The 23,247-nt window shown below is 72.1% G+C and carries 20 protein-coding genes; 17 read left to right on the forward strand and 3 right to left on the reverse strand.

The features are described from left to right. Positions 1 to 15: 15 nt before the first annotated feature. From LPA41_RS38765 to LPA41_RS38810, 10 genes are all read left to right on the forward strand, one after another. Complete coding sequence (locus LPA41_RS38765; protein ID WP_229076483.1) at positions 16 to 2,517, forward strand: SpoIIE family protein phosphatase; 2,502 nt, start codon at positions 16 to 18, stop codon at positions 2,515 to 2,517. After that, positions 2,514 to 2,858, forward strand: a complete 345-nt coding sequence (locus LPA41_RS38770) for an STAS domain-containing protein (RefSeq protein WP_229076484.1) — start codon at positions 2,514 to 2,516, stop codon at positions 2,856 to 2,858. The genes LPA41_RS38765 and LPA41_RS38770 overlap by 4 nt, the downstream gene beginning before the upstream one ends. A 21-nt stretch (positions 2,859 to 2,879) precedes the next feature. After that, on the forward strand, positions 2,880 to 4,823 hold the full coding sequence (locus tag LPA41_RS38775; RefSeq protein ID WP_229076485.1) for a TIGR03960 family B12-binding radical SAM protein: 1,944 nt from the start codon (positions 2,880 to 2,882) through the stop codon (positions 4,821 to 4,823). A 52-nt stretch (positions 4,824 to 4,875) separates the two neighbouring features. Next, on the forward strand, positions 4,876 to 5,610 hold the full coding sequence (locus tag LPA41_RS38780; RefSeq protein ID WP_308036667.1) for a TIGR03936 family radical SAM-associated protein: 735 nt from the start codon (positions 4,876 to 4,878) through the stop codon (positions 5,608 to 5,610). A 135-nt stretch (positions 5,611 to 5,745) separates the two neighbouring features. Continuing rightward, entirely contained in the window at positions 5,746 to 9,462 is a 3,717-nt protein-coding gene (locus tag LPA41_RS38785) for an Rne/Rng family ribonuclease (protein ID WP_229076486.1), read from the forward strand. A gap of 142 nt (positions 9,463 to 9,604) precedes the next feature. Beyond that, the gene (locus LPA41_RS38790) at positions 9,605 to 10,165 is read left to right on the forward strand and encodes a hypothetical protein (protein ID WP_229076487.1); all 561 of its coding nucleotides are present in this window, start codon (positions 9,605 to 9,607) and stop codon (positions 10,163 to 10,165) included. A gap of 170 nt (positions 10,166 to 10,335) precedes the next feature. Continuing rightward, positions 10,336 to 10,650 carry a 50S ribosomal protein L21 gene (rplU, locus tag LPA41_RS38795; protein WP_229076488.1) on the forward strand — a complete coding sequence of 105 codons (315 nt, stop codon included), beginning with the start codon at positions 10,336 to 10,338 and terminating at the stop codon, positions 10,648 to 10,650. Between the two features lie 8 nt (positions 10,651 to 10,658). After that, positions 10,659 to 10,916 (forward strand): 50S ribosomal protein L27, encoded by a 258-nt coding sequence (gene rpmA, locus LPA41_RS38800; protein WP_229076489.1) that lies wholly within the window; start codon positions 10,659 to 10,661, stop codon positions 10,914 to 10,916. A 75-nt stretch (positions 10,917 to 10,991) separates the two neighbouring features. Continuing rightward, on the forward strand, positions 10,992 to 12,509 hold the full coding sequence (gene obgE / locus LPA41_RS38805) for a GTPase ObgE (protein WP_229076490.1): 1,518 nt from the start codon (positions 10,992 to 10,994) through the stop codon (positions 12,507 to 12,509). A gap of 57 nt (positions 12,510 to 12,566) precedes the next feature. Beyond that, positions 12,567 to 13,007, forward strand: a complete 441-nt coding sequence (locus LPA41_RS38810; RefSeq protein WP_229076491.1) for a GNAT family N-acetyltransferase — start codon at positions 12,567 to 12,569, stop codon at positions 13,005 to 13,007. On the opposite strand, the gene trpS is transcribed toward LPA41_RS38810, so the two are convergent. Then, positions 12,996 to 13,964, reverse strand: coding sequence for a tryptophan--tRNA ligase (trpS, locus tag LPA41_RS38815; RefSeq protein WP_229076492.1), 969 nt, complete (start codon positions 13,962 to 13,964; stop codon positions 12,996 to 12,998). The two genes, LPA41_RS38810 and trpS, sit on opposite strands and share 12 nt — an antisense overlap. A gap of 236 nt (positions 13,965 to 14,200) precedes the next feature. Here trpS and pepN point away from each other — a divergent pair, with 236 nt between their 5' ends. The 7 genes from pepN to LPA41_RS38850 all read left to right on the forward strand — a co-directional run bounded on the left by pepN (position 14,201) and on the right by LPA41_RS38850 (position 21,321). Further along, positions 14,201 to 16,696, forward strand: coding sequence for an aminopeptidase N (gene pepN / locus LPA41_RS38820; RefSeq protein ID WP_229076493.1), 2,496 nt, complete (start codon positions 14,201 to 14,203; stop codon positions 16,694 to 16,696). 59 nt (positions 16,697 to 16,755) lie between these two features. Next, positions 16,756 to 18,258 (forward strand): ATP-binding protein, encoded by a 1,503-nt coding sequence (locus LPA41_RS38825; protein WP_229076494.1) that lies wholly within the window; start codon positions 16,756 to 16,758, stop codon positions 18,256 to 18,258. A gap of 30 nt (positions 18,259 to 18,288) precedes the next feature. Continuing rightward, positions 18,289 to 18,894 carry a nicotinate-nucleotide adenylyltransferase gene (nadD, locus tag LPA41_RS38830; RefSeq protein ID WP_229076495.1) on the forward strand — a complete coding sequence of 202 codons (606 nt, stop codon included), beginning with the start codon at positions 18,289 to 18,291 and terminating at the stop codon, positions 18,892 to 18,894. Between the two features lie 38 nt (positions 18,895 to 18,932). Then, positions 18,933 to 19,337, forward strand: a complete 405-nt coding sequence (gene rsfS, locus LPA41_RS38835; protein WP_229076496.1) for a ribosome silencing factor — start codon at positions 18,933 to 18,935, stop codon at positions 19,335 to 19,337. Beyond that, positions 19,334 to 19,969: a histidine phosphatase family protein gene (locus LPA41_RS38840; RefSeq protein WP_229076497.1), complete on the forward strand. Its 636-nt coding sequence runs from the start codon at positions 19,334 to 19,336 to the stop codon at positions 19,967 to 19,969. The genes rsfS and LPA41_RS38840 overlap by 4 nt, the downstream gene beginning before the upstream one ends. A gap of 66 nt (positions 19,970 to 20,035) precedes the next feature. Beyond that, positions 20,036 to 20,446, forward strand: a complete 411-nt coding sequence (locus tag LPA41_RS38845; protein WP_229076498.1) for a hypothetical protein — start codon at positions 20,036 to 20,038, stop codon at positions 20,444 to 20,446. A gap of 29 nt (positions 20,447 to 20,475) precedes the next feature. Further along, entirely contained in the window at positions 20,476 to 21,321 is an 846-nt protein-coding gene (locus LPA41_RS38850; protein WP_229076499.1) for a DegV family protein, read from the forward strand. Here the strand turns inward: LPA41_RS38850 and LPA41_RS38855 are convergent. Together LPA41_RS38855 and LPA41_RS38860 are read right to left on the reverse strand one after the other, a co-directional pair. Continuing rightward, entirely contained in the window at positions 21,305 to 22,264 is a 960-nt protein-coding gene (locus tag LPA41_RS38855; protein WP_229076500.1) for a hypothetical protein, read from the reverse strand. The genes LPA41_RS38850 and LPA41_RS38855 overlap by 17 nt on opposite strands. A 125-nt stretch (positions 22,265 to 22,389) precedes the next feature. After that, positions 22,390 to 23,232, reverse strand: coding sequence for a methyltransferase (locus LPA41_RS38860; RefSeq protein WP_229076501.1), 843 nt, complete (start codon positions 23,230 to 23,232; stop codon positions 22,390 to 22,392). Positions 23,233 to 23,247: the final 15 nt, after the last annotated feature.

Consider the following 23,247-nt stretch of genomic DNA (forward strand, 5'->3'; position numbering starts at 1 on the left):
CGGCGGAGCTGTGGCGTGAGCGAGACTGGTGGGCCGGACGTGACGAACGAGTTGCGGCTGCCCTGGGACGACGATCCTGAGGACCTCTACGAGCATGCGCCGTGCGGGTACCTCACGACGCTCCCGGACGGCACCATCGTCCGGGTCAACGAGACCTTCCTGGCCTGGACCGGGTACACACGTGCCGCCCTGATCGGTCACCGGCGGTTCCGTGACCTGCTCACGGCGGGTGACAAGATCTACCACGAGACCCACTACGCACCGTTGCTGTCGATGCAGAGCGAGGTGCACGAGATCGCGCTCGAGGTGGTGGGTGCGGACGGGCAGCGGCTGCCCGTACTCGTCAACTCGGTCCTGGAACGCGGTGCCGGCGGCACGCCGCGGATCATCCGCACCATGGTCTTCAACGCGGCCGAGCGGCGCAGCTATGAGCGTGAGCTGCTCGCCGCCCGCCGGGTGGCGGAGGCCTCCGAGCAGCGTGTCCGGGTGTTGCAGAGGATAGTGGCCGACCTGGCTGCCGCGCCGACCGAGGCCGAGGTGGCCGAGGCGGTCGTCCGCGCGCCCGAGCCGGCCTTCGAGGCTGCCAGCACCAGCATCTACCTGGTGGACGTGGAGCGCGACCAGCTGATCGCGGTCGCCTCCACCGACCCGACCACCGGCAACTGGGAGGACATGCCGTGCTCCTCGGACCGGGCGGTGGCCGAGGTCGCCCGGCGCGGTGACCTGCACGTGATCGGCACCGTGGCCGAGGCCGAGGAACACTTCCCGGACCTGGCCGAGTCGATGCGGCGCTCCGGGCGCAACACCGTGGTGCTGCTGCCGCTCACGACCGGCTCCGGCGACGAGCAGGCCCTCACCGTGCTCGGTGTGCTGGCGTTCAGCTTCCGCGAGGAGCGCTCGCTCAGCGACGGCGAGCTGCGCGTGATCCGTTTGCTCGGTCAGCAGGCCGGCCAGGCGCTGGACCGGGCCCGGCTCTACGACGACGCCCGGCGCCGCGAGGAACGGGCCGGCTTCCTGGCCCGGATGACCCGGTCGCTGGAGGAGGAGCACCGCCTGCTCCAGCGGGCCCGCCGGCTGGTGGAACGGGTGATGGAGTTCGCCGACTGGGCGGAGGTCCGCCTGCAGGTCGGCCCGGCCGGCCTGCTGGAGCACGCCGGCACCCAGCCGCCCGACCCGGACCTGCTCGCCGAACGGGTCGCGGTGGCCACCCGCGACGCCCAGCCGATCTACGCGGCCGACGACGACGGCCTCGCCTGCACCGTGCTGCCGCTGACCGCCCGCGGCCGGGTGCTCGGCACGCTCGCGCTGCGGATGACGCCGGACCGCAGGTTCGCCGCGGGAGAGCGGCTCTTCCTGGCCGACCTGGCCGACCGGGCCGGTCTCGCGCTGGAGAACGCCCGGCTCTACGAGCAGGAACGGGCCATCGCCCGGACACTGCAGCGCAGCCTGCTGGCGGCGGACGTGCCGGGTGGCGACCCGCGGTTCGTGATGGAGACCTACTACCAGGCCGCCGCGCAGGACCTGGAGGTCGGCGGCGACTGGTTCGACGCGTTCCTGATCACCCCGAGCAAGCTGGCCGTGGTGGTCGGCGACGTGGTCGGGCGGGGCATCGACGCGGCCACCACGATGGGGCAGCTGCGCAGCGCGATCCGCGCACTCGCCTCGGCCGAGCACGGCCCGGCCCGGCTGCTGGAACAGCTGGACCGGTTCTGTGAGCGGGTCGACTCGGCCCGCATGGCGACCGTGGTCTACGGCGAGATCGACCTACTGACCAGCGAGTTGTCGTACGCCTGCGCCGGTCACCTGCCGCCGCTGCTGCACGAGCCCGCGGGTTCGCCGCAATATCTCCTCCAGGCCCGGTCGGCACCGATCGGCTCGCGGGCCGGCGACCGCCGCCGCACCCAGCACAAGGTGCGCCTGGCCGCCGGCAGCCGGCTGCTGCTCTACACCGACGGCCTGGTGGAGCGCCGGGGCCGCCCGATCGACAGGGGTTTCGAGATCCTGGCCCGGGAGTACGCGCGCCGCCGGGACGCCCCGCTCAAGGGCCTCACCGCGGGTCTCGCCGACACCATGGTCGGCCGGGACCACGGCGACGACGTCTGCCTGCTCTGCCTCACCCTGGGCGCCGAGGAACGGCTGGAACGGTCGATCGGCGCCGACCCGCTGCAGATCTCGCTGCTCCGGGCCGACCTGCGCGGCTGGCTGGTCGGCCACGCGGTCGACACGGACTGCGTGAACGCGGTGCTGCTGGCCTGCTCCGAGGCGGTGGCGAACGCGATCGAGCACGGCTACCGGGACGACCCGTTCGGTGTGGTGGACGTCTCCGCGACGGTCAGCGCGGACGCGGTCGAGGTCCGGGTCACCGACCGGGGCAGCTGGCGCGGCCCCGGCGCCGACTTCACCCGTGGCCGCGGGTTGCAGCTGATCGAGGAATCGATGGACGAGGTGTTCTTCGACCGTGGCGAGGGGACGACGGTGACCATGCGGCGCAACCGGGGAGAAAGACGGCAGCCATGACCGATCAGTGGGTGAGTTTCTCCCGGCACGGCGTCGCCGAGCTGGTCCATCTGAAGGGCGAGATCGATCTGGCGAACGCCAACGACATCGGCCGGGCCATCGTGGCGCGGACGACCGGGGCGAGCGCCGTGCTGATCGACCTCACCGCCGTCTCTTTCCTGGACAGCGCCGGTGTGCGGCTGCTCGATTTCATCGTGGGTGATCTGGACGACCGGGGGAAGCCGATCAAACTGGTCGTCGGTGAGCGTGGGGCCGCCCGGATGACCCTTCAGCTCTGTTCGTTCCGGACGGATCTGCTCGCCACCGATCTGGACCGGGCCGCGGCGGAACTGGACCGCTAGTCTCGCGTACCCTGGACACCCATGAGCGTCAGTTCCGTCTTCCCGCAGCTCGAGCAGTTGCTGCCCAGGGTCAGCAAACCGATCCAGTACGTGGGCGGCGAGCTCGGCGCCGTCGTCAAGGACTGGGACTCCACCGTCGTCCGGTGGGCGCTGATGTACCCGGACGCATACGAGGTGGGTCTGCCCAACCAGGGTGTCCAGATCCTTTACGAGGTGCTCAACGAGCAGCCCGACGTGCTCGCCGAGCGGACGTACGCGGTCTGGCCGGACCTCGAGGCGCTGATGAAGGAGAACGGCGTCCCGCAGTTCACCGTCGACGCGCACCGGCCGGTCCGGGCGTTCGACATGTTCGGCGTCTCGTTCGCCACCGAGCTCGGCTACACCAACCTGCTCAGCGCGCTCGACCTGGCCGGCATCCCGCTGCTCAGCGCCGACCGCACCGAGGACGACCCGGTGGTGCTGGCCGGCGGCCACGCCGCGTTCAACCCGGAGCCGATCGCCGACTTCATCGACGCCGCGGTGCTCGGTGACGGCGAGGAGGCGGTTCTCGAGATCACCGGGATCATCCGGGAGTGGAAGGCGGAGGGCCGCCCGGGCGGTCGCGACGAGCTGCTGCTGCGCCTGGCGCGGACCGAGAGCATCTACGTGCCGCGCTTCTACGACGTCGACTACCTGCCGGACGGCCGGATCCAGCGTGTCGTGCCGAACCGGCCGGACGTCCCGTTCCGGGTCGCCAAGCGCACCACGATGGACCTGGACGCGTGGCCGTACCCGAAGAAGCCCCTGGTCCCGCTCGCCGAGACGGTCCACGAGCGGTATGCGGTGGAGATCTTCCGCGGCTGCACCCGGGGTTGCCGGTTCTGCCAGGCCGGCATGATCACCCGCCCGGTGCGGGAGCGCTCGATCACCACGGTCGGCCAGATGGTCAAGGAGGGCCTGGAGTTCTCCGGCTTCAACGAGGTCGGCCTGCTCTCGCTCTCCAGCGCCGACCACTCCGAGATCGGTGACATGTGCTCCGGTCTCGCCGAGCAGTACGCGGACACCAACGTCTCGCTGTCCCTGCCCTCGACCCGGGTCGACGCCTTCAACATCGACCTGGCACAGGAGTTGTCCCGCAACGGCCGGCGCACCGGCCTCACCTTCGCGCCGGAGGGCGGCTCGGAGCGGATCCGCAAGGTCATCAACAAGATGGTGACCAAGGAGGATCTGATCCGTACGGTCGTGACGGCGTACTCGAACGGCTGGCGGCAGGTCAAGCTCTACTTCATGTGCGGCCTGCCCAGCGAGACCGACGAGGACGTCCTCGAGATCGCCGACATGGCGCACGAGGTGATCCGGGCCGGTCGGGAGGCCGCCGGCACCAAGGACATCCGCTGCACCGTGTCGATCGGCGGTTTCGTGCCGAAACCGCACACCCCGTTCCAATGGGCGAGCATGGACCGGCCGGAGGTCATCGACGGCCGGCTCAAGCTGCTCAAGCAGGCCATCAACAGTGACCGGTCGCTGGGCCGGGCCATCGGTTTCCGCTACCACGACGGCGAGCCCTCGCTGATCGAGGGCCTGCTCTCCCGCGGCGACCGCCGGGTCGGCCAGGTCATCCGCCGGGTCTGGGAGAAGGGCGGCCGGTTCGACGGCTGGTCCGAGCACTTCTCCTACGCCCGCTGGATCGAGGCGGCCGACGAGGTGCTCCCCGGTCTCGGCGTCGACCTGGACTGGTTCACCACCCGCGAGCGCGACGAGCTCGAGGTCCTGCCCTGGGACCACCTGGACTCCGGTCTCGACAAGGACTGGCTCTGGCAGGACTGGCAGGACTCCATGTCCGAGTACGAGCAGGACGACTGCCGCTGGACCCCGTGCTTCGACTGCGGTGTCTGCCCGTCGATGGACACCGAGATCCAGATCGGTCCCACCGGCAAGAAGCTGCTTCCCTTGACCCCGGTTAACAACCTGCGGGTCCCCGCTTAGGAGAAGGACTATTCCCCCGAAGAACCAACCGGTGGGCGGTCAGGCCCCGGTGGTGCAGCGGCTCCGCCTTCGCTATGCGAAGCGCGGACCGCTGCGTTTCACCTCGCACCGGGACTTCGCCCGCGCCTTCGAACGCGCCCTGCGGCGTGCCGCGGTGCCCATCGCCTATTCGCAGGGCTTCACCCCACACCCCAAGATCTCGTACGCGAGTGCCGCGCCCACCGGTGTCGGCAGCGAGGCGGAATACCTGGAGATCGGCCTGCAGGCCCCGGTCGACCCGGAGGAGTTGCGTGTCGCACTCGACGCGGCGCTCTCCCCGGGCCTCGACATCCTCGAGGCAGTGATCGCTGTCGAGGGCAGCCTGGCCGACCGGATCGACGCGTCCCAGTGGCGGATCGAGCTGCCCCAGGTCGAGGAGAAGACCGCGGTGGACGCCGTCGCGGCTTTCCTCGCGGCCGAAGAAGTGCTGGTCGAGCGCATGACCAAGCAGGGCCGGCGCTCGTTCGACGCGCGCGCGGCGGTCACTTCCTGCACGGTGACGCAGGAGGCAGACCTACCTTCCGGGGCCACAGGAGTACCGTGTGCGATAATCGACCTTGTCGTACGGCAGGTGACACCCGCCGTGCGGCCCGATGACGTCCTTTCCGGCCTGCGCGTGGTGGCCGGCCTGGAGCCGCCGGTGCCCCCTCGGGTAACCCGGCTGGCCCAGGGCACACTCACCGCGCAGGGGGTTATCGTCGATCCGTTGGACACGGATCGCGAGGGCGCCGGCATCGGAGGACGCTGACCGGGGTCTCCGGTCGGTGTTCGTTGGCAGACTTCGGCAGCCCGACCGTGCGGCCGGGCCCGGAACACTTTTGCAGTGACCCTGCGTGGCAGCGCTTACCCGCGCCCGGGGTCGCCGAGAACTGGAGAGCGCCCCATGCTCGATAACGAGCCCCCAGCGAACCTGGGAGAACCGGGCGGTGAACGGGACGGAGCAGTTCCTCCGACCGGTGATACCGCCGCAGCCACGACCCCCGCACGCCGGACGCGCGCACCGCGTCGCAAGGCGGCAGCGCCTCCGCCGGAGGCCGAGGGTCCGGAGAGCACCACCCCTGTCGCTTCCGGCGAGTCCGCCGGCGCCGAGCCCGGCGCCGCCGCGGAGATCGCGGCGACCGATCCACCGCCGGCGAAGAAGGCCACCCGCAGCCGCCGCAAGGCTGCCGCGCCGGCCGCCGCCGCGTCCGCACCTGCCGGTGAGGCGCCCGCTTCAGCTGCCGGTGAGGCGTCCGCGTCTGCTGCCGGGGGGCCGGCAGGTCAGGTCGCGGGGATCCCGGCCGCCGGGACCGCCGACGTTCCGGCTGAGGCGGCTGCCGACGCTCCGGCTCCAGCTCCGGTGAAGAAGGCCACTCGCAGCCGCCGCAAGGCTGCTGCTCCTGCTGCCGAAACTCCCGCGACGGAAGCCGTTGCCGCCCCGGCGGCCGCTGCCACCCCGACCACCGCTGCCACCCCGACCACCACTGCGACCCCGGACGCCGCCGCCGAGCCGGCCGCGACGTCGGCCACCGCGGCACCTGCTGTCGCGCCGGACGCCGTTGCCGCTGAGGCCCCGGCTCCGGTCAAGAAGGCCACCCGGGCCCGCCGCACCAAGAGCCAGCCGGCTCCCGCCCCGGTGATCGAGCCGCCCGCGGCCGAGACCGACGTGGAGGAGACCGAGGAAGAGCTGCTCGCCGACGCCGCCATCGAGGCTGCCTCGGCCGCTCGTTCGGCCGGCGCACCGGTTGTCGGCGTGTTGCCGCTCGACGACGACTTCGTCGAGGAACTGCCGGCCGGACCGTCGCCGGCCCGCCGGGCCGCGCTGCCGCCCGCCGTACTCTTCATGCCGCCGGACCCCGCCGAGGCCCAGCCTGCCGCGCCGGTCGGCCGTCGTCGCCGTGGCGCCGCCGAGCCCGTTGCCGAGCCGGTGGCCGAGGAGCAGACCGCTCCGGCGGGTCGCCGCCGTCGTGGTGCCGCCGCCGAACCGCCGGCCGAGGTCGTCGCCGAGGCGCCCGCCGCTGAGCCGGCCGAGGAACTCGAGGTTCCGGCCGAGACGAACCGCCGGTCCCGCCGCCGCCGCCGTGGCGCCGGGGACGAGACCGCCGAGGTGGCCGCTCCCGTCGAGGAGCCGGTGGCCGAGGAGACCGACGAGTCCGCCGACGACGCCGAGGACGGCGCCGACGACGACTCCGAGGACGACGAGGAGTCGGGTCGCCGCCGCCGTCGCCGGGGCCGTCGTGGCCGTGGCCGCGGCAAGGGTCCGTCGGACGAGTCGGACGAGGGCGACGCCGAGGACGAGGACGGCGAGGACGCCGAGGAGAGTGCCGAGGCGTCGTCCGACGAGGGCGACGAGGGCGATGAGACCGACGGTGACGGGGTCACCCGCCGCCGCCGTCGCCGCCGCCGCAAGGGCTCCGGTGGTGACGCCGAGGTCGGCGGCATCGAGGACGGCGTGCACACCGTGGTCCGGGTCCGTGAGCCGCGCCGCACCGACGAGGTGCAGGGCGTCTCCGGTTCGACCCGGCTCGAGGCCAAGCGCCAGCGCCGCCGGGACGGCCGGGAACAGCGCCGGACCCGCCCGCCGATCCTGAGCGAGTCGGAGTTCCTGGCCCGCCGCGAGGCGGTCGACCGGGTCATGGTGGTCCGGCAGAAGGCCGACCGCACCCAGATCGCGGTCCTTGAGGACGGCATCCTGGTCGAGCACTACGTCGCCCGGGCCACGTCCGGCACCATGGTCGGCAATGTGTACCTCGGCAAGGTGCAGAACGTGCTGCCCAGCATGGAGGCGGCCTTCGTCGACGTCGGCCGCGGCCGCAACGCGGTGCTCTACGCCGGCGAGGTCAACTGGGACGCCACCGGCCTGGAGGGTCGCGCCCGCTCGATCGAGCAGGCGCTGCGCTCCGGCGACTCGGTGCTGGTGCAGGTCACCAAGGACCCGATCGGCCACAAGGGCGCCCGGCTGACCAGCCACATCGCGCTCTCCGGCCGGCACCTGGTCTACGTGCCGAACGGCAACGCGTCCGGGATCAGCCGCAAGCTGCCGGACAACGAGCGCAAGCGGCTCCGCGACATCCTGAAGAAGCTGGTCCCGGACGGCGCGGGCGTGATCGTCCGGACCGCGGCCGAGGGCGCCAGCGAGGACGAGCTGGCGCGGGACGTGAAGCGGCTCCAGGCGCAGTGGGAGGACATCCAGGCCCGGGCTGCCGAGGGCAACGCGCCGCGGGCGCTCTCCGAGGAGCCGGACCTGGTCATCCGGGTGGTCCGCGACCTGTTCAACGAGGACTTCCGCGAGCTCATCGTGCAGGGCGAGCAGGCGTACGCCGAGGTGGAGAACTACCTCGACTCGGTCTCGCCGGACCTGGTGGAGCGGCTGCGCCGGCACACCGGTGTGGCGGACGCCTTCGCCGAGTGGCGGATCGACGAGCAGATCATGAAGGCGCTGGACCGCAAGGTCTTCCTGCCGTCCGGCGGTCACCTGGTGATCGACCGGACCGAGGCGATGACGGTTGTCGACGTCAACACCGGTAAGTACACCGGCGCCGGCGGCAACCTCGAGGAGACGGTCACCCGCAACAACCTGGAGGCGGCCGAGGAGATCGTGCGTCAGCTGCGGCTGCGCGACCTCGGCGGCATCGTGGTGATCGACTTCATCGACATGGTGCTGGAGAGCAACCGCGAGCTGGTGCTGCGGCGGCTCACCGAGTGCCTGGGCCGGGACCGGACCAAGCACCAGGTCACCGAGATCACCTCGCTCGGCCTGGTCCAGATGACCCGGAAGCGGATCGGATCGGGTCTGCTCGAGGTCTTCAGCGAGACCTGTGACCACTGCAAGGGCCGCGGCGTGATCGTGCACCCCGAGCCGGTGCCGGAGAAGCGTTCCAACGGCGGCGGTGGCGGTGGCAGCCAGGTGAAGGCGGTGGCGGCCGCGGTGCGGACCGAGGCGCCGCCGCAGCAGCAGCAGACGCAGCAGCCGGCAGCGAGCGGCAAGCGCCGCCGCCGCGGTGGCGACAACGGCACCGCGGCCGAGACGGCGCAGCCGGAGGTCGTTCAGCCCGAGACCCGGTCCGAGGCCGTGCGGCCCGAGCCGGTCGAGGGCGCGGTCGTGGCGGAGCCCGCGGCTCCGGGGCCGGGCGCGGACACCGCTACCGGCCGGACCGAGGGCGAGCAGGCACAGGCCGACCCGGTCGTGCAGGCACAGGCCGGCCCGGTCGCGCAGGTCGCCGAGGCACCGCCGGTGGTGACCCCGCCGGTCGCTGCTCAGCCGGTCGCTGCTCAGCAAGCCGTGACTCGGCCGGTGTCGACGCCGCCGGTCGCCGGGTCCGGGATCATCTCGCGGCCGGTGAAGCCGGCACTCACGTCGAACGACGGCAGTGAGTACGACATCAGCGGCTACGACCTGTCCCGCTACGACTCCCCGGAGCCGAGCGCCGCGCCCGCGGCGAGTGACGCGGCGGGGGCGAACGGCGTGGAGTACGCGGAGGCTGAGGAGCCGCTGCGGCTGGCCGGCTCGGACGACCCGGACGCGGCCGAGGACGACGAGGACGAGGACTCCGTCGGGGCGGGCACGACCGGCCGGCGCCGGTCCCGCCGGAGCAGCACGCGACGGCGTACCCGGCCCTGACGAGGTCATATCCGGCCGGTTCGGCACCGCTGCCTGGCGACACCAGGCAGCGGCACCGGGCCGGCCGGAGTTAGTTGTAAAGAAACTTAACTGCGGATACCCTCGGCGGGATCGATCCCTGCCCCCCGAGGAGACCGAATCCATGCGCATCCACATCCACGCGGCGGCAGGCCTGTCCGCCCTGCTCCTGGCCCTCGCCGGCTGCTCCGGCGGCGACTCGGGTGACGCCGGCGACTCCGGTGCGACGGCCGCTGCCCCGGTGGCCACCGCTCCGGCCGGGGCGTCCGCGGCCTCGGCTGCGGCGTCCGCGCCCGCCGCCGGTGAGTCCACCGGCAAGGGCGGCACCCCCGCGAAGGGCGACGCCGCGCTCTCCGCCGACTCCGAGGCGATCTGCGAGCAGGCATCCCGGACCAGCACCGCGTTCGGGCAGACGTTCGCCGAGGACTACCGCCTGCTGACCGAGGCGGCCGGCCAGGGCGGCCAGGCCAAGACGAACGCTGAGCAGAAGGCCGCCCGGGACGTGCAGAACTTCTCGTTCGCCCTGCACGACATGGCGAAACTGGCGGCCGACGCGAAGCTCAAGGACGCCCTCGCCGCGATGGGCGACCAGGTGACCGCGCTCAAGGGCGACCTGGAGAAACTCGACGACAAGAAGCTGGCGGCCCTGCACGCCACGCTGGACAAGGCCTGCGGGCGGGGCTGACGCCCGGCAGGTCCGGCCCGGTTTGGGTCTCGGGCCTGCGATGAAGTAGTCTTGCCGACGGTGCCTTTCCGGGCACCTGTTCCGTGCGCGCCTCGCAGCGCCTGCCGGAGCCAAGCAACATCCGCCAGCAGCCGTTTCCGGTTGCGCAAGTCTCAGGGAGTCCGCGTCCGATGTACGCGATCGTCAAGACCGGCGGCAAGCAGTACAAGGTTGCCGAGGGCGACGTGATCGAGGTCGAGAAGCTCACGGGTCAGCCCGGCGACGCCCTGACCCTGGCCGCGGTGCTTCTCGTCGACGGTGACAACCTGGTGACCGATGCGGCCAAGCTTGCCAGCGTGACGGTGTCCGGCGAGATTGCCGAGCACACCAAGGGACCGAAGATTCGGATCCACAAGTTCAAGAACAAGACCGGTTACCACAAGCGCCAGGGGCACCGCCAGCCGCTGACGCGCGTCAAGGTGACCGGCATCTCCAGCGGGAAGTAGGCGCAGCCATGGCTCACAAAAAGGGTGCATCCAGCTCGCGTAACGGCCGTGACTCCGCCGCACAGCGCCTCGGCGTGAAGCGGTTCGGTGGTCAGCTGGTCAGCGCCGGCGAGATCCTGATCCGTCAGCGCGGGACGAAGTTCCACCCGGGCGACCTCGTCGGCCGTGGTGGCGACGACACGCTCTTCGCTCTGGCCCACGGCAACGTGCTCTTCGGCACGAAGCGTGGCCGCAAGACCGTCAGCATCGTGCCGGTCGCGGAGTAGTTTTTCTTTACAGCGGGCCGTGGACCCTCGGGTCCGCGGCCCGTTGTTGTTTTTATACGTCGCTAGGAGTGCGAAGTGACCACGTTCGTCGACCGGGTAGTGCTGCACCTGCAGGCGGGTGACGGCGGGCACGGGTGTGTCTCCGTGCACCGGGAGAAGTTCAAGCCGCTGGGCGGACCGGACGGCGGCAACGGCGGGCACGGCGGCAGCATCAAGCTGGTGGTCGACCCGCAGCAGCACACGCTGCTCGACTTCCACTTCCACCCGCACGTCAAGGCCAACAACGGCGCCGGTGGCGCCGGCTCGAACCGGGACGGCGCGACCGGCCGGGACCTGATCCTCAAGGTGCCGAACGGCACTGTCGTGCAGACCCTCGACGGCGAGGTGCTGGCCGACCTGGTCGGCAACGGCACCGAGTTCGAGGTGGCCCGCGGCGGCCGCGGCGGCCGGGGCAACGCGTCGCTGGCGAACACCCGGCGCAAGGTGCCGGGCTTCGCCGAGCTGGGTGAGCCGGGCGACCAGCTCGACGTGGTGCTGGAGCTCAAGAGCGTCGCCGACGTCGGCCTGGTCGGTTTCCCGTCCGCCGGCAAGTCGTCGCTGATCGCGGTGATGTCCGCGGCCAAGCCGAAGATCGCGGACTACCCGTTCACGACCCTGGTGCCCAACCTGGGCGTGGTCCAGGCCGGTGACGAGACGTTCACCATCGCCGACGTGCCCGGCCTGATCCCGGGCGCGGCCACCGGCAAGGGCCTCGGCATGCAGTTCCTGCGGCACATCGAGCGCACCTCGGTGCTGGTGCACGTGCTCGACGCGGCGGCGCCGGAGATCGAGCGGGACCCGCTCGCCGACCTGGACGCGATCGAGGCCGAGCTGGCCGCGTACGGCGGCCTGGAGGACCGGCCGCGTCTCGTGGTCCTCAACAAGATCGACATCCCGGACGGCCGGGACCTCGCCGAGATGGTCCGCCCCGATCTCGAGGCCCGGGGCTACCGGGTCTTCGAGATCAGCGCGGTCACCCGCGAAGGTCTCAGGGAGTTCGGCTACGCCCTGGCCGCGCTCGTCGCGGAGAACCGGGCGGCCAAGCCGATCGAGGAGCCGACCCGGATCGTGCTGCGTCCCCGCGCGGTCGACGACGCCGGCTTCACCGTCGAGCAGGACGAGGACGGCGTGTTCGTGGTCCGCGGTACCCAGGTCGAGCGGTGGGTCCGGCAGACGAACTTCGACAACGACGAGGCCGTGGGCTTCCTCTCCGACCGCATGGACCGGCTCGGTGTCGAGGCGATGCTGGGCAAGAAGGGCGCGCAGGCCGGCGACCCGGTCCGGATCGGCGACCGGGAGTTCGACTGGCAGCCGAACGCGGGGGAGTACATCACTGGCCCGCGCGGCACCGACTCCCGTCTCGAGGAGCTCGACACCCGGCCCAGCGCGGCGCAGCGTCTCGCCGCCCGCAAGGCTCGCCGGGTCCGTTCCGAGGACGAGATCCAGCACATGGCGGCGGACGGCACGGTCACCAGCGTCAAGAACTCGAACGTCCCCGTGCTGGTCAGCGACGACGACGATGACCTCGACGACGAGGGCGACACCGACGAATAGGGCATAGGCCAGTTCTCGGCAACCCGCTGGAAAGGCTCGTCACCTAGAGTCACGCCCGTGCTGATCGAGAATCGTCCCGCGCTCGACCCGGAACTGGCCGCCCTGATCACCGCTCAGCAGCGTGAACTGGCGGAGGCCGGTATCGGCGGCGGTGACCGGATATTCGAGCCGCACGACGACGTCGCGTACCTGGTGGGTGTGGTCAACGGCCGGGCGGTGGCCTGCGGCGGCTGGCAGGCCACCGGCGCCGGCGCCGCCGAGATCACCCGGATGTACGTGCGCCCCGCGCACCGCGGCCGAGGCCTCGCCCGCCAGATGATCGTGGCGATCGAGGAGGAGGCGCTGGCCGCCGGCCGGCTGGTGATCCGGCTGGAGACCGGCGCCCAGCTGGCGGCGGTGATCGCCCTCTACCGATCGTCCGGCTATGCGCGGGTGCCCTCGGCCGGCGACCCGCGCACGGTCTGCTTCGAGAAGACGCTCCCGGCGCTAGTCCAGTAGGCCGATGGCGGCACGCGTACGGCGTACTGTTGCCGCGGCGATCGGACGCACCCGGGCCGCGCCCCGCGCCAAGATCTCGCGGACGTGGGCCGGGTCGTCCGCCAGCTCGGCGTACCGCGCCCGGATCGGCTCGAGCAGCGCCTCGATCGCGTCGGCGACCTCGCGTTTCAGGGCGCCGTAGGAGACCGGATCGGCCGGCTCCCGTCCGCTGCACCCGGCCAGGATGTCGATCAGGTTCGTCACGCCCGGCTGGTCCGGATGACGGCGGACCTGCGCGAACTCGTCGGTGACCGCCCGCGCGACGGTGCGGCGTACCGTCTCGGGTGGGTCCAGCAGACCGATCCGCCCGGCTCCCGACGCGTTGCTCTTGCCCATCTTGGTTCCCGGGTCGGCGAGGTCCATCACCCGCGCGGCGCTGCCCGGCCGCACGCCGCCGGGCAGCCGGAACGTCTCGCCGTAGCGCCCGTTGAACCGCTGCGCGATCGTCCGGGTCAGCTCCAGGTGCTGGTTCTGGTCCTCGCCGACCGGCACTTCGTCGGTGTCGTAGAGCAGGATGTCGGCGGCCATCAGCACCGGATAGGTCAGCAGACTGAGCCGGATCGGCCCGTCGGCGGCCGACTTCTCCTTGAACTGGATCATGCGAGACGCCTCGCCGAAACCGGTCGCGCACTCCAGCAGGTAGTGCAGCTCGGTGTGCTCGGTCACGTGCGACTGCAGGACGATCGGGGTGCGTTCCGGATCCACTCCGGCGGCCAGCATCACGGTGGCCTGTTCGAGGGCGAGGGCCCGTACCCTCGCTGGTTCATGATCCATCGTCAGCGCGTGCAGGTCCGCGATGAGCGCGATCGACTCGCTGCGGTCCTGCGCTGCGATCAGCGGGCGCAGAGCGCCCAGCAGATTGCCCAGATGAAGGTGCCCGGTGGGCTTGAAGCCGGTCAGGCGGCGGGTGGGTGCCATGTCGATCTCCTTGCGGGTGTACGGGTGACCGCACCCGCCCGGAAGACCGTGGTGAAACGCGTCGCGGCCGCCCGGAGGGGCGGCCGCGGGAGTGGATCGCGCGTGTCGGTGTGCCGCCCGGTCAGGGCAGCCACCAGTTGTGGTTCAGAACGCGCATGTGACCAGGTTAGCGCCGGTGGTCACAGTGGTCGAGTGCCCCTGTCCGGGCGTCACCGGTTGACAGGCATGATGTTGACATGCCGACCCTGACCCGTGCCGAGGCCGCCGAGCGGGCGTCCGTCGTCGACGTCGAGACCTACTCCGTCGACCTGGACGTCACCGAGGGCGGCGACACGTTCCGATCCCGGGCGGTTGTCCGTTTCCGCGCCCGGGCCGGTGCCGCGACGTTCCTCGAGTTCGAGCCCGCCGAGATCACCTCGCTCACCCTGAACGGCGTCGCCGTCGACCCGGGCACCGTCCGCGACGGCCGCCTGTGGCTGACCGGTCTGGCCGAGGAGAACGAGCTCGTCGCCGACGCCGCGATGCGGTACTCGATCGACGGCGAGGGCCTGCACCGGTACACCGACCCGGCGGACGGCAACGTCTACCTCTACCAGCACCTGTTCATCAACAACGGCGGCCGGGTGCTGCCCTGTTTCGACCAGCCGGACCTGAAGGCGTCCTGGCAGGTGAGCGTCACCGCGCCGGCGGACTGGACGGTCGCGACGAACGGCACGCTCGTCTCCCGGGACGGCGGCCGCTGGGAGTTCGCGCCGACCAGGCGGATCTCCACCTACCTGGCGTCGATGATCGCCGGCCGGTACCACGTGCGCACCGACGAGCACGACGGGATCCCGCTCGCGCTCTACGCCCGGGCCGCGCTCGCCGAGCACCTGGACGCCGAGGCCGCCGACATCTTCGAGGTCACCAAGCGGTGCCTGGACCGGTTCCACGAGATGTTCGACATCCGCTACCCCTTCGGGCACTACCAGCAGGCGTTCGCCCCGGAGTTCAACTTCGGCGCCATGGAGTACCCCGGCCTGGTCGTCTTCCGCGACGAGATGATCCCCCGCTCGGTGGTGACCGAGAGCGAGCGCGAGCACCGGGCCAATGTGATCGCCCACGAGATGGCCCACCAGTGGTTCGGTGACCTGGTGACCATGGCCTGGTGGGACGACCTCTGGCTGAACGAGTCGTTCGCGGAGTACCTGGGCACCCGGGTCGCGGCCGAGGCCACCCGGTACCGCGGCACCTGGACCACGTTCGCGATCCACCGCAAGGCGTGGGGGTTGCGCGCCGACCAGCGGCCGTCCACCCACCCGGTGGCGCCGGCCGAGGTGACCGACACCGACGCGGCGCTGCTCAACTTCGACGGCATCTCGTACGCCAAGGGCGCGGCAGTGCTCAAGCAACTCGTCGCCTGGCTCGGTGACGAGGCGTTCCTGTCCGGCTTGAACGCGCACTTCGAGGCGCACGCGTACGGCAACGCCACCCTCGCCGACCTGCTCGGGGCGCTGTCCAAGGCCAGTGGTCGCGACCTGTCCGGCTGGGCCGAGGTGTGGCTGCGCCGGGCACAGGTCAACACGCTCCGGGCCGAGGTGCGGCGGGACGGCGCGAACTACGCCGAGGTGGCAGTGGTGCAGACCGCGCCGGACGGGTTCCCGACGCTGCGGCCGCACCGGATCGGCATCGGCCTGTTCGACCGGGCCGCGGACGGCACCGTGGTCCGGCGGCGGCACATCGAGGCGGAGCTGGACGCGTCCGGGCGTACCGTGATCGCCGAGCTGACCGGCGCGCCCGCCGCCGACCTGCTGCTGCTCAACGACGGTGACCTGACCTACGCGAAGATCCGCCTGGACGCCGGCTCGGCGGCCGCGGTGCCCGCCCTGCTGCCGCTGCTGGACGACTCTCTGGCCCGCGCGGTGATCTGGGCCGCCACCCTGGACGCCGTGGTGGACGGTGAGCGCCCGGTCGCCGAACTGGTCACCCTGGTGCTCGCCGCGCTGCCGACGGAGACCGAGGTGGTCATCGTCGAGGACGTCCTGCGGGCCGCCCGGGGCCTGGTCGACCGGTACGCCACCCCGCAGACCCGCCCGGCCGCGCTGGAGCTGCTCGCCCAGGCCGCCGACCGGCTGCTCGCGGCGTCGCCGCCCGGCAGCTCCGGCCAGCTCGCGGCGGTGCGCGGCCTGATCGGCTCGACCGTCGACGTGGCCCGCCTGCGCGGCTGGCTGGCCGGCGAGAACGTCCCCGCCGGGCTCACCGTCGATGCCGACCTGCGCTGGCTCGTCCAGTACCGGCTCGCCGTGCTCGGCGCGTCCAGCACCGGCACGATCGACGCGGAACTCGAGGCCGACAACAGCGCCAGCGGCCAGCAGTGGGCCGCCCGCTGCCGGGCCGCGCTGCCCGACCCGGCCGCCAAGGAGGCCGCCTGGACCGCGGTGGTCGCTGACGGCTCGCTCTCCAACCGGCTCGCCGAGCTCACCGCGGCCGGTTTCTGGCAGCCCGAGCAGCTCGACCTGCTGACCGGGTACGCGGAACGCTACTTCGCCGACATGCCGGAGATGATGCGGGTGCGCAGTGGCATGAGCGCGGAGAAGGCGGCGATGGCGGCGTACCCCGACGTGGCCGTCTCCGCCCGGACCCGGCAGCTCGCCGCCGCGTTGCTCGCCCGCACCGGCCTGAACCCGATCCTGCGCCGAGTGGTGCAGGACGCGGACGACGACATGCGCCGCGCGCTGGCCGCGCGCGGTTGACCGGATTCTCCCGTCCATCACCCCTGTGACCTCGTAACCTGTGGTCACGGGGGTGACGCGTGGAGTGGTCCGAACAGCTGGCGAGCGGTCTGCTGCAGGCCGCACCGGACGCCATTCTGGTCCTGGACGGTGCGCGGATCGTGCTGGCCAACGACCGGGCCGGGCAGATGTACGGCTGGCCGCGCGCGGAACTCGAGGGCCAGTCCGTGACGGTGCTGTTCACCGACCGGTCCCGTGAGCTCTACGGTGAGCGGGAACGGCTGATCGCGGAGTCCGGGCCCGGCCGGATCGGCACCATCGTGACCACCGCCCGCCGCCGGGACGGCAGCGAGTTCCCGGTGGAGTCGTCCACCACGGTGGTCGTGACGCCGCAGGGCCGGTTCGCGGTGGCCGTGGTCCGGGACATCACCGAGCGGGTGCGCGCCGAGGAGGAGCAGGCCCGGTTGCGGGCCGAGGCCCAGACGCACCGCAGCCGGCGGCTGGAGAGCCTGGGCCAGCTGGCCGGCGGCATCGCGCACGACTTCAACAACATGCTCGGCGTGATCCTGAACTACGCGAGTTTCGTGATCGAGGAGGCCGAGTCGGCCGACCCGGACGTCTCGATGATCGCCGCGGACGCCAAGCAGGTGGTCCGCGCCGGACGACGCGGCACCGACCTCACCCATCAGCTGCTCGCCTTCGCCCGTCGCGAGGTGGTCCGCCCGCAGCCGGTCGACCTGAACGCCCTGCTCACCGGGAGCCGGGAACTGCTGTGCCGCACCCTCGGCGAGCAGGTCCACCTGATCCTGCGGCCGGAGCCGGGCCTGCCGGCGGTGCACTGCGATCCGGCCCAGATCGAGCAACTGCTCGTCCACCTGGCCCTGAACGCGCGCGACGCGATGCCGGCCGGCGGCAACCTGGTGATCGACACCGGTCGGCTGGACGACCGGATCCGGCTCCGGTTCACCGACTCCGGCCGGGGGATGGCCGCCGACGTGCTGGACCGGGCCTTCGAGCCCTTCTACACCACCAAGGGCAGCGCCGAAGGGTCCGGCCTGGGCCTCGCCACGGTCTACGGCATCGTCACCCAGGCCGGCGGCGAGGTCGCCATCAGCAGCGAGGTCGGGCTGGGCACCACTGTCACCGTGCTGCTGCCGGCCGGCGCCGGGGTGGTTCCCGAGGAGGCGGCCGGTGAGCTGCCGGTGATCGACGGGCACGGCGAGACCCTGCTGGTCGTGGAGGACGAGGACGCGCTGCGCGACGTGGCCGGGCGGATCCTCAGCGGCGCCGGGTACCGGGTCCTCTGCGCCGCGGGCGGCACGCAGGCGCTGGACCTGGCCGCCCGGCACGACGGCGAGATCGACCTGCTGGTGAGCGACGTGGTGATGCCCGGGATGCTCGGCAACGAGCTGGCCGAGCGGCTGACGGCGCGGTGGCCCGACACCCGGGTGCTTTTCATGTCCGGTTATGCCCAGCCGGTGCTCGCGTCGCAGGGCACCCTGGAGGAGGGTGTCGCCCTGCTGGAGAAGCCGTTCACCGCGACGGACCTGCTGACCGCGGTCCGGAAGCGCCTCGACGGCTGAACCCGCCCGCTGCCAAGATATTCTTCGGTGATGTCCGGACGGCGTGTGGGGATCATGGGTGGGACGTTCGACCCCATCCATCACGGTCACCTGGTTGCGGCGAGCGAGGTGCAGGCCCGCTTCGACCTCGACGAGGTGATGTTCGTGCCGACCGGCCAGCCGTACGAGAAGGGCCGCGTCTCACCGGCCGAGGACCGCTATCTGATGACGGTCATCGCCACCGCCTCCAACCCGCGCTTCCACGTCAGCCGCGCCGACATGGACCGGGACGGGCCGACCTACACCGTCGACACGCTGCGCGACATGCGTGCGGTGTACGGGCAGTCCGCCGAGCTCTACTTCATCACCGGCGCCGACGCGCTCTCCCGGATCATGTCGTGGAAGGACGCCACGACCATGCTGGAGCTGGCGCACTTCATCGGGGTGACCCGGCCCGGCTTCGAGCTCTCCGGTGCCGGCCTGCCGGAGGACAGCGTGACCCTGGTCGAGGTGCCGGCCCTGGCGATCTCGTCGAGCGACTGCCGCAGGCGGGTGGCCGCCGACCTGCCGGTCTGGTACTTGGTGCCGGACGGTGTCGTGCAATACATCAACAAGCGGAGCCTCTATCGGGACTCGGGGAATGTCAGTCCCGTGTGAGACGCTTGAAGTCCTGGAACTCTACTGAGGGGACTCTTTTGCCCGTCACCGAACGCGCTCTTGAACTCGCGATGGCAGCCGCTCAGGCCGCCGCGGACAAGAAGGCGCAGGACATCTCCGTCATCGACGTCGGCGACCAGCTCTACATCACCGACGCGTTCGTCATCGCCTCGGCGTCGAACGAGCGCCAGGTGGTCGCGGTCGTGGACGCCATCGAGGAAGCGCTCGTCAACCTGCCGGAGAAGGCGAAGCCGGTGCGTCGCGAGGGCGAGCGCCAGGGCCGCTGGGTGCTGCTGGACTACGTCGACATCGTGGTGCACGTGCAGCACACCGAGGAGCGCGAGTTCTACGCCCTGGACCGGCTCTGGAAGGACTGCCCGACCATTCCGTTCGTCGACCGTGACATGGTCGACGCCGGAGCGGCCGCTCCCGAAGCACCGTGACCACCACCCGTCTGATCGTCTGGCGGCACGGCAACACCGACTGGAACGCCGCCGGTCGCGTCCAGGGCCAGACCGACGTGCCGCTCAACGATCTCGGCCGCCGGCAGGCGGCGGAGGCGGCTCAGCTGCTCGCCGCGCTGCGGCCGGACGCGATCGTGGCCAGCGACCTGCGCCGCGCCGCGGACACCGCGGGCGCCCTGGCCGCGCTCACCGGGCAGACCGTCAGTCACGACGAGCGGCTCCGGGAGCGGTTCTTCGGCGCCTGGCAGGGCCTCACCACCGCCGAGGTGGCGGAGCAGCGGCCGGACGAGTTCGCCCGGTGGAAAGCCGGTCAGGACGTCGTCGGCGGCGACGTGGAGACCCTCGACGACCTGGGCAAGCGGGTCGCCGACGGTCTGCAGGACGCGGCCCGGTCGGCGCCCGGCGGCATCGTCGTGGCGGCGACACACGGCGCGGCCGCCCGGCAGGGCCTCGGTCACCTGCTCGGCTGGCCGATCGAGCAGGTCCGCACCCTGCGGGCGCTGCAGAACTGTCACTGGGTGGAGCTGACCCAGGACGGCGACCGGGCGTGGCAGATGTCGGCCTACAACGTCGGCGTCTTCGGCAACCGGCCGGTCCCGCCCGCGGTCTGAGGACCTCCGGCGGGTCCGGTGTCGGTCCGGGGGGAACCCGGGCGGGTCCGGTAGCGTCTGACAATCATGTTGATTCGTCGAAGCGTCGTCCCCGCCGCGCTGTTCCTGGCGCTTTCCGCCGGCTGCGCGAACAACACCGGCACCAGCACCGAACCCGGCGCCCCCGCGCCGGCCCCGTCCTCGGCTGCCGCCGTTCCCGAGTCGGCCACCACCTCGGCGCCGGCTCCCTCGGAGCCCGGTGCCGGCAAGCCGTCCGCCGGCAAGGGCACCACCACCCTGACCGGCACGATCACCGCGGGCGTCGAGCCCGGCTGCATGCTTCTCGACGGCCACCTGCTGATCTTCGATGACGCCGCCACCAAGCAGTCGATCAAGGCCGGTGACCAGGTCACCGTGGTCGGCACGCCGGCCGGTGACGTCATGTCGACCTGCCAGCAGGGCGAGCCGTTCCGGGTCTCCTCCGTGGCCGGCAGCTGACCCGAGGCTTCATCAAGTACCTTGCCTGCATGACCATCGCGGTCGTCACCGACTCCACCGCGTACCTGCCGGCCGAGCTGAGCGGCACGTATGAACTGACAATCGTGCCGCTCACCGTCGTCATCAACGGCTGGGACGGTCTGGAAGGCCAGGAGATTTCGCCCGCCGAGGTGGCCCGCGCCCTGGGCACCCGCCGGGCCGCGGTCAGCACGTCCCGGCCGGCGCCCTCGCAGTTCGTCACGGAGTACCGCCGGCTGCTCGACGACGGCGCCGACGGCGTGGTCTCGGTGCACCTCTCCGCGAAACTGTCCGGCACCTACGAGGCGGCGATGCTGGCCGCCGCCGAGGTCGGCCCCCGGGTGCGGGTGGTGGACAGCGGGACAGCCGCGATGGGGCTGGGCTTCCCCGCCCTGGCGGCGGCCGCGGCGGCGGCCAAGGACCACGACCTGGAGACGGTACGGGCTGCCGCCGCCGACAACGCCGCCCGGGTCAGCACGTTCTTCTACGTCGACACGCTGGAGTTCCTGCGCCGCGGCGGCCGGATCGGCACCGCCTCCGCCCTGCTCGGCACCGCGCTGTCGGTCAAGCCGATCCTGCACGTCGCGGACGGTGCCATCGTGGTCCGCGACAAGGTCCGCACCGCCGGCCGGGCCCTGAGCCGCCTCGTCGACCTGGCCGTCGAGGCCGCCGGCGACGGGGAGGCCGACATCGCGGTGCACCACCTCGGCACACCCGACCGGGCCGCCGCGCTCGTCGACGCGATAAGCATGCGGCTCGGTGACCGCCTGCGGGACTGCTACCTCACCGAGGTCGGCGCGGTGGTCGCCGCGCACACCGGTCCCGGGCTCGCCGGAGTCGTCATCCACCGCCGGTGAGCGGCGGCCAGCCCTTCCCGCGCCAGCGGACCGGGTCCAGGTCCTCGGCGGCCTTCAGGTGTGGCGCCACCGCATCCCACGGCACCACCCGCTCGCCGAGCTGCACCTCGTCCGCCTCCGGGAGCAGGGCGCGCGCGTCGACCGCCCAGACGGCACGGGTACGCCAACCGGCCCGCCCGTCGGCCCGCAACACCAGCGGCGCCAGCGGCTCCGGCGACTCGGCGGCCTGCCGGCTGTACTCCCGGACCGCGAGCAGCCGTTCCGCCCGGCCCACCAGGTGGTGCAGCGGATGGCCGGCCGGCGCCGGATAGGGGATCGTGCAGCCCTGGTCGTCGCTGACGTACGCCATCGGGCTCAGCGCCCGCGCCGACCTCGCGTAGATCTCCTCCGCCTGCATGAAGAGCCCGGGCAGGTGCTCGCTGCCGTCCGCGGTGACCAGCAGCGTGCCGCGTTCCGGCGCGAACGCCACCGGCACGCCGCCGACCTGTTCGGCCAGCCGGTCCAGCCAGCCGGGCAGCAGCAAGTGCGACGTCCAGTACGCGTCACCGTCGTCGACGAACCGCACCACCACCGGGCCGGACGCCACCCCGGCGAGGACCGCGCCGGAGAGGTTGCCACGGGCGGTCGCGAACACCCGGTCCGCGGACACCCCCCAGACGGACAGCTGGGCCGGTGTCACGTACGTCATCGTGTCCGGCTGATCGACCACGACGAACTCGGAGAGGAACGGCATCGCCGTCCGGCGCAGCGGCGCGCCCGGCGCGGCGCCCCGCAGGACCGGGCGCAGCAGCGGTGCGGCCTGCGCCCAGGTGGTCGGCAGGCCGGGGGTACGCACCAGGCCCGCCACGAACTCTCGCAGCTGCCGCCGCCGGATCCGCCGGGCCAGCAACGGCCGGAGTTGCAGCATCGTCGGCCGGTCGTCGCCGGGCACGGTGAACCGCACCCCGAAGACACGTGGTAGATAATGCGCATCTCGGACACCGACGCGGCGCAGGCAACGGATCACCCGGCGTGCCAGCCGAGCGCGGACGATCCTTCGTAGCACGCCCACATCCGTCTCCCGAATGCCTATCGCCCCGGCGCCGGCCGGGCGATGATCGCGCAGGCGTCGAGATCATCGTCGGTGACGACCGTGGCCGTCAATCCGTTCCCACCGGCGATCGCCAGCGCGGTCGCCGCCTGCGCCTCGGTGATCTCCGTCAGCAGCAGCCCGGCCGGTGCCAGCCACTCCGGCGCCCCGGCCGCCACCGCGCGGAAGACATGCAGGCCGTCGTCGCCGCCGTCCAGGGCGGCGCGGGGCTCGTGGTCGCGGGCCTCGGGCGGCAGGAACGGGAGGTGCGCGGTGGCCACGTAGGGCACGTTCGCCAGGAGGACGTCGATGTGGCCGCGGAGGTGGGCCGGCAAGGCGTCGTAGAGGTCGCCCTGGTGGACGTCGCCTGCGCGGCCTCGGCCGGTCACGTCCTCATCTCCGTTGCCTTCATCTCCGTCGCCGGCTTTCCGGCTTTCGGCGGTCAGGTTCTCCTTGGCGCAGGCGACGGCGGCCGGGTCCAGGTCGGCGGCGTGCAGGGTGATGCCGGGGACGCGGTGCCGGACCGCGAGGCCGAGCGCTCCCGAGCCGCAGCAGAGGTCCACCACCAGGCTGCCGTCCCGGGCCTCGGCGGCGGCGGTGCGCACCAGGAGTTCGCTGCGGACCCGGGGGACGAAGACGCCGGGACGCAGCCGGACCCGTACCCCGCAGAAGTCGGCATGCCCCACCACCTGCTCCAGCGGCTCACCGGCGACCCGGCGGGCGACAAGCGCGTCAAGGTCCGGCGGACCGGCGGCGGCATCGGTCAGCACGGCCGCCTCCTCCTCGGCGAACACGCAACCGGCGGCGCGCAGCTCACGAACGATATCCGGATCCGGTGTCACAGGCAGTCCTTAGCA

This window comes from Actinoplanes sp. DH11 (genome assembly GCF_020873875.1).
Taxonomy (GTDB): Bacteria; Actinomycetota; Actinomycetes; order Mycobacteriales; family Micromonosporaceae; genus Actinoplanes.

Coding starts and splice junctions, on each gene's coding strand:
- LPA41_RS38770 (WP_229076484.1), top strand. CDS start 2,514: ATGACCGATCAGTGGGTGAGTTTCTCCCGGCACGGCGTCGCCGAGCTG.
- LPA41_RS38775 (WP_229076485.1), top strand. CDS start 2,880: ATGAGCGTCAGTTCCGTCTTCCCGCAGCTCGAGCAGTTGCTGCCCAGG.
- LPA41_RS38785 (WP_229076486.1), top strand. CDS start 5,746: ATGCTCGATAACGAGCCCCCAGCGAACCTGGGAGAACCGGGCGGTGAA.
- LPA41_RS38790 (WP_229076487.1), top strand. CDS start 9,605: ATGCGCATCCACATCCACGCGGCGGCAGGCCTGTCCGCCCTGCTCCTG.
- rplU (WP_229076488.1), top strand. CDS start 10,336: ATGTACGCGATCGTCAAGACCGGCGGCAAGCAGTACAAGGTTGCCGAG.
- rpmA (WP_229076489.1), top strand. CDS start 10,659: ATGGCTCACAAAAAGGGTGCATCCAGCTCGCGTAACGGCCGTGACTCC.
- trpS (WP_229076492.1), bottom strand. CDS start 13,964: ATGGCACCCACCCGCCGCCTGACCGGCTTCAAGCCCACCGGGCACCTT.
- pepN (WP_229076493.1), top strand. CDS start 14,201: ATGCCGACCCTGACCCGTGCCGAGGCCGCCGAGCGGGCGTCCGTCGTC.
- nadD (WP_229076495.1), top strand. CDS start 18,289: ATGTCCGGACGGCGTGTGGGGATCATGGGTGGGACGTTCGACCCCATC.
- LPA41_RS38845 (WP_229076498.1), top strand. CDS start 20,036: ATGTTGATTCGTCGAAGCGTCGTCCCCGCCGCGCTGTTCCTGGCGCTT.
- LPA41_RS38850 (WP_229076499.1), top strand. CDS start 20,476: ATGACCATCGCGGTCGTCACCGACTCCACCGCGTACCTGCCGGCCGAG.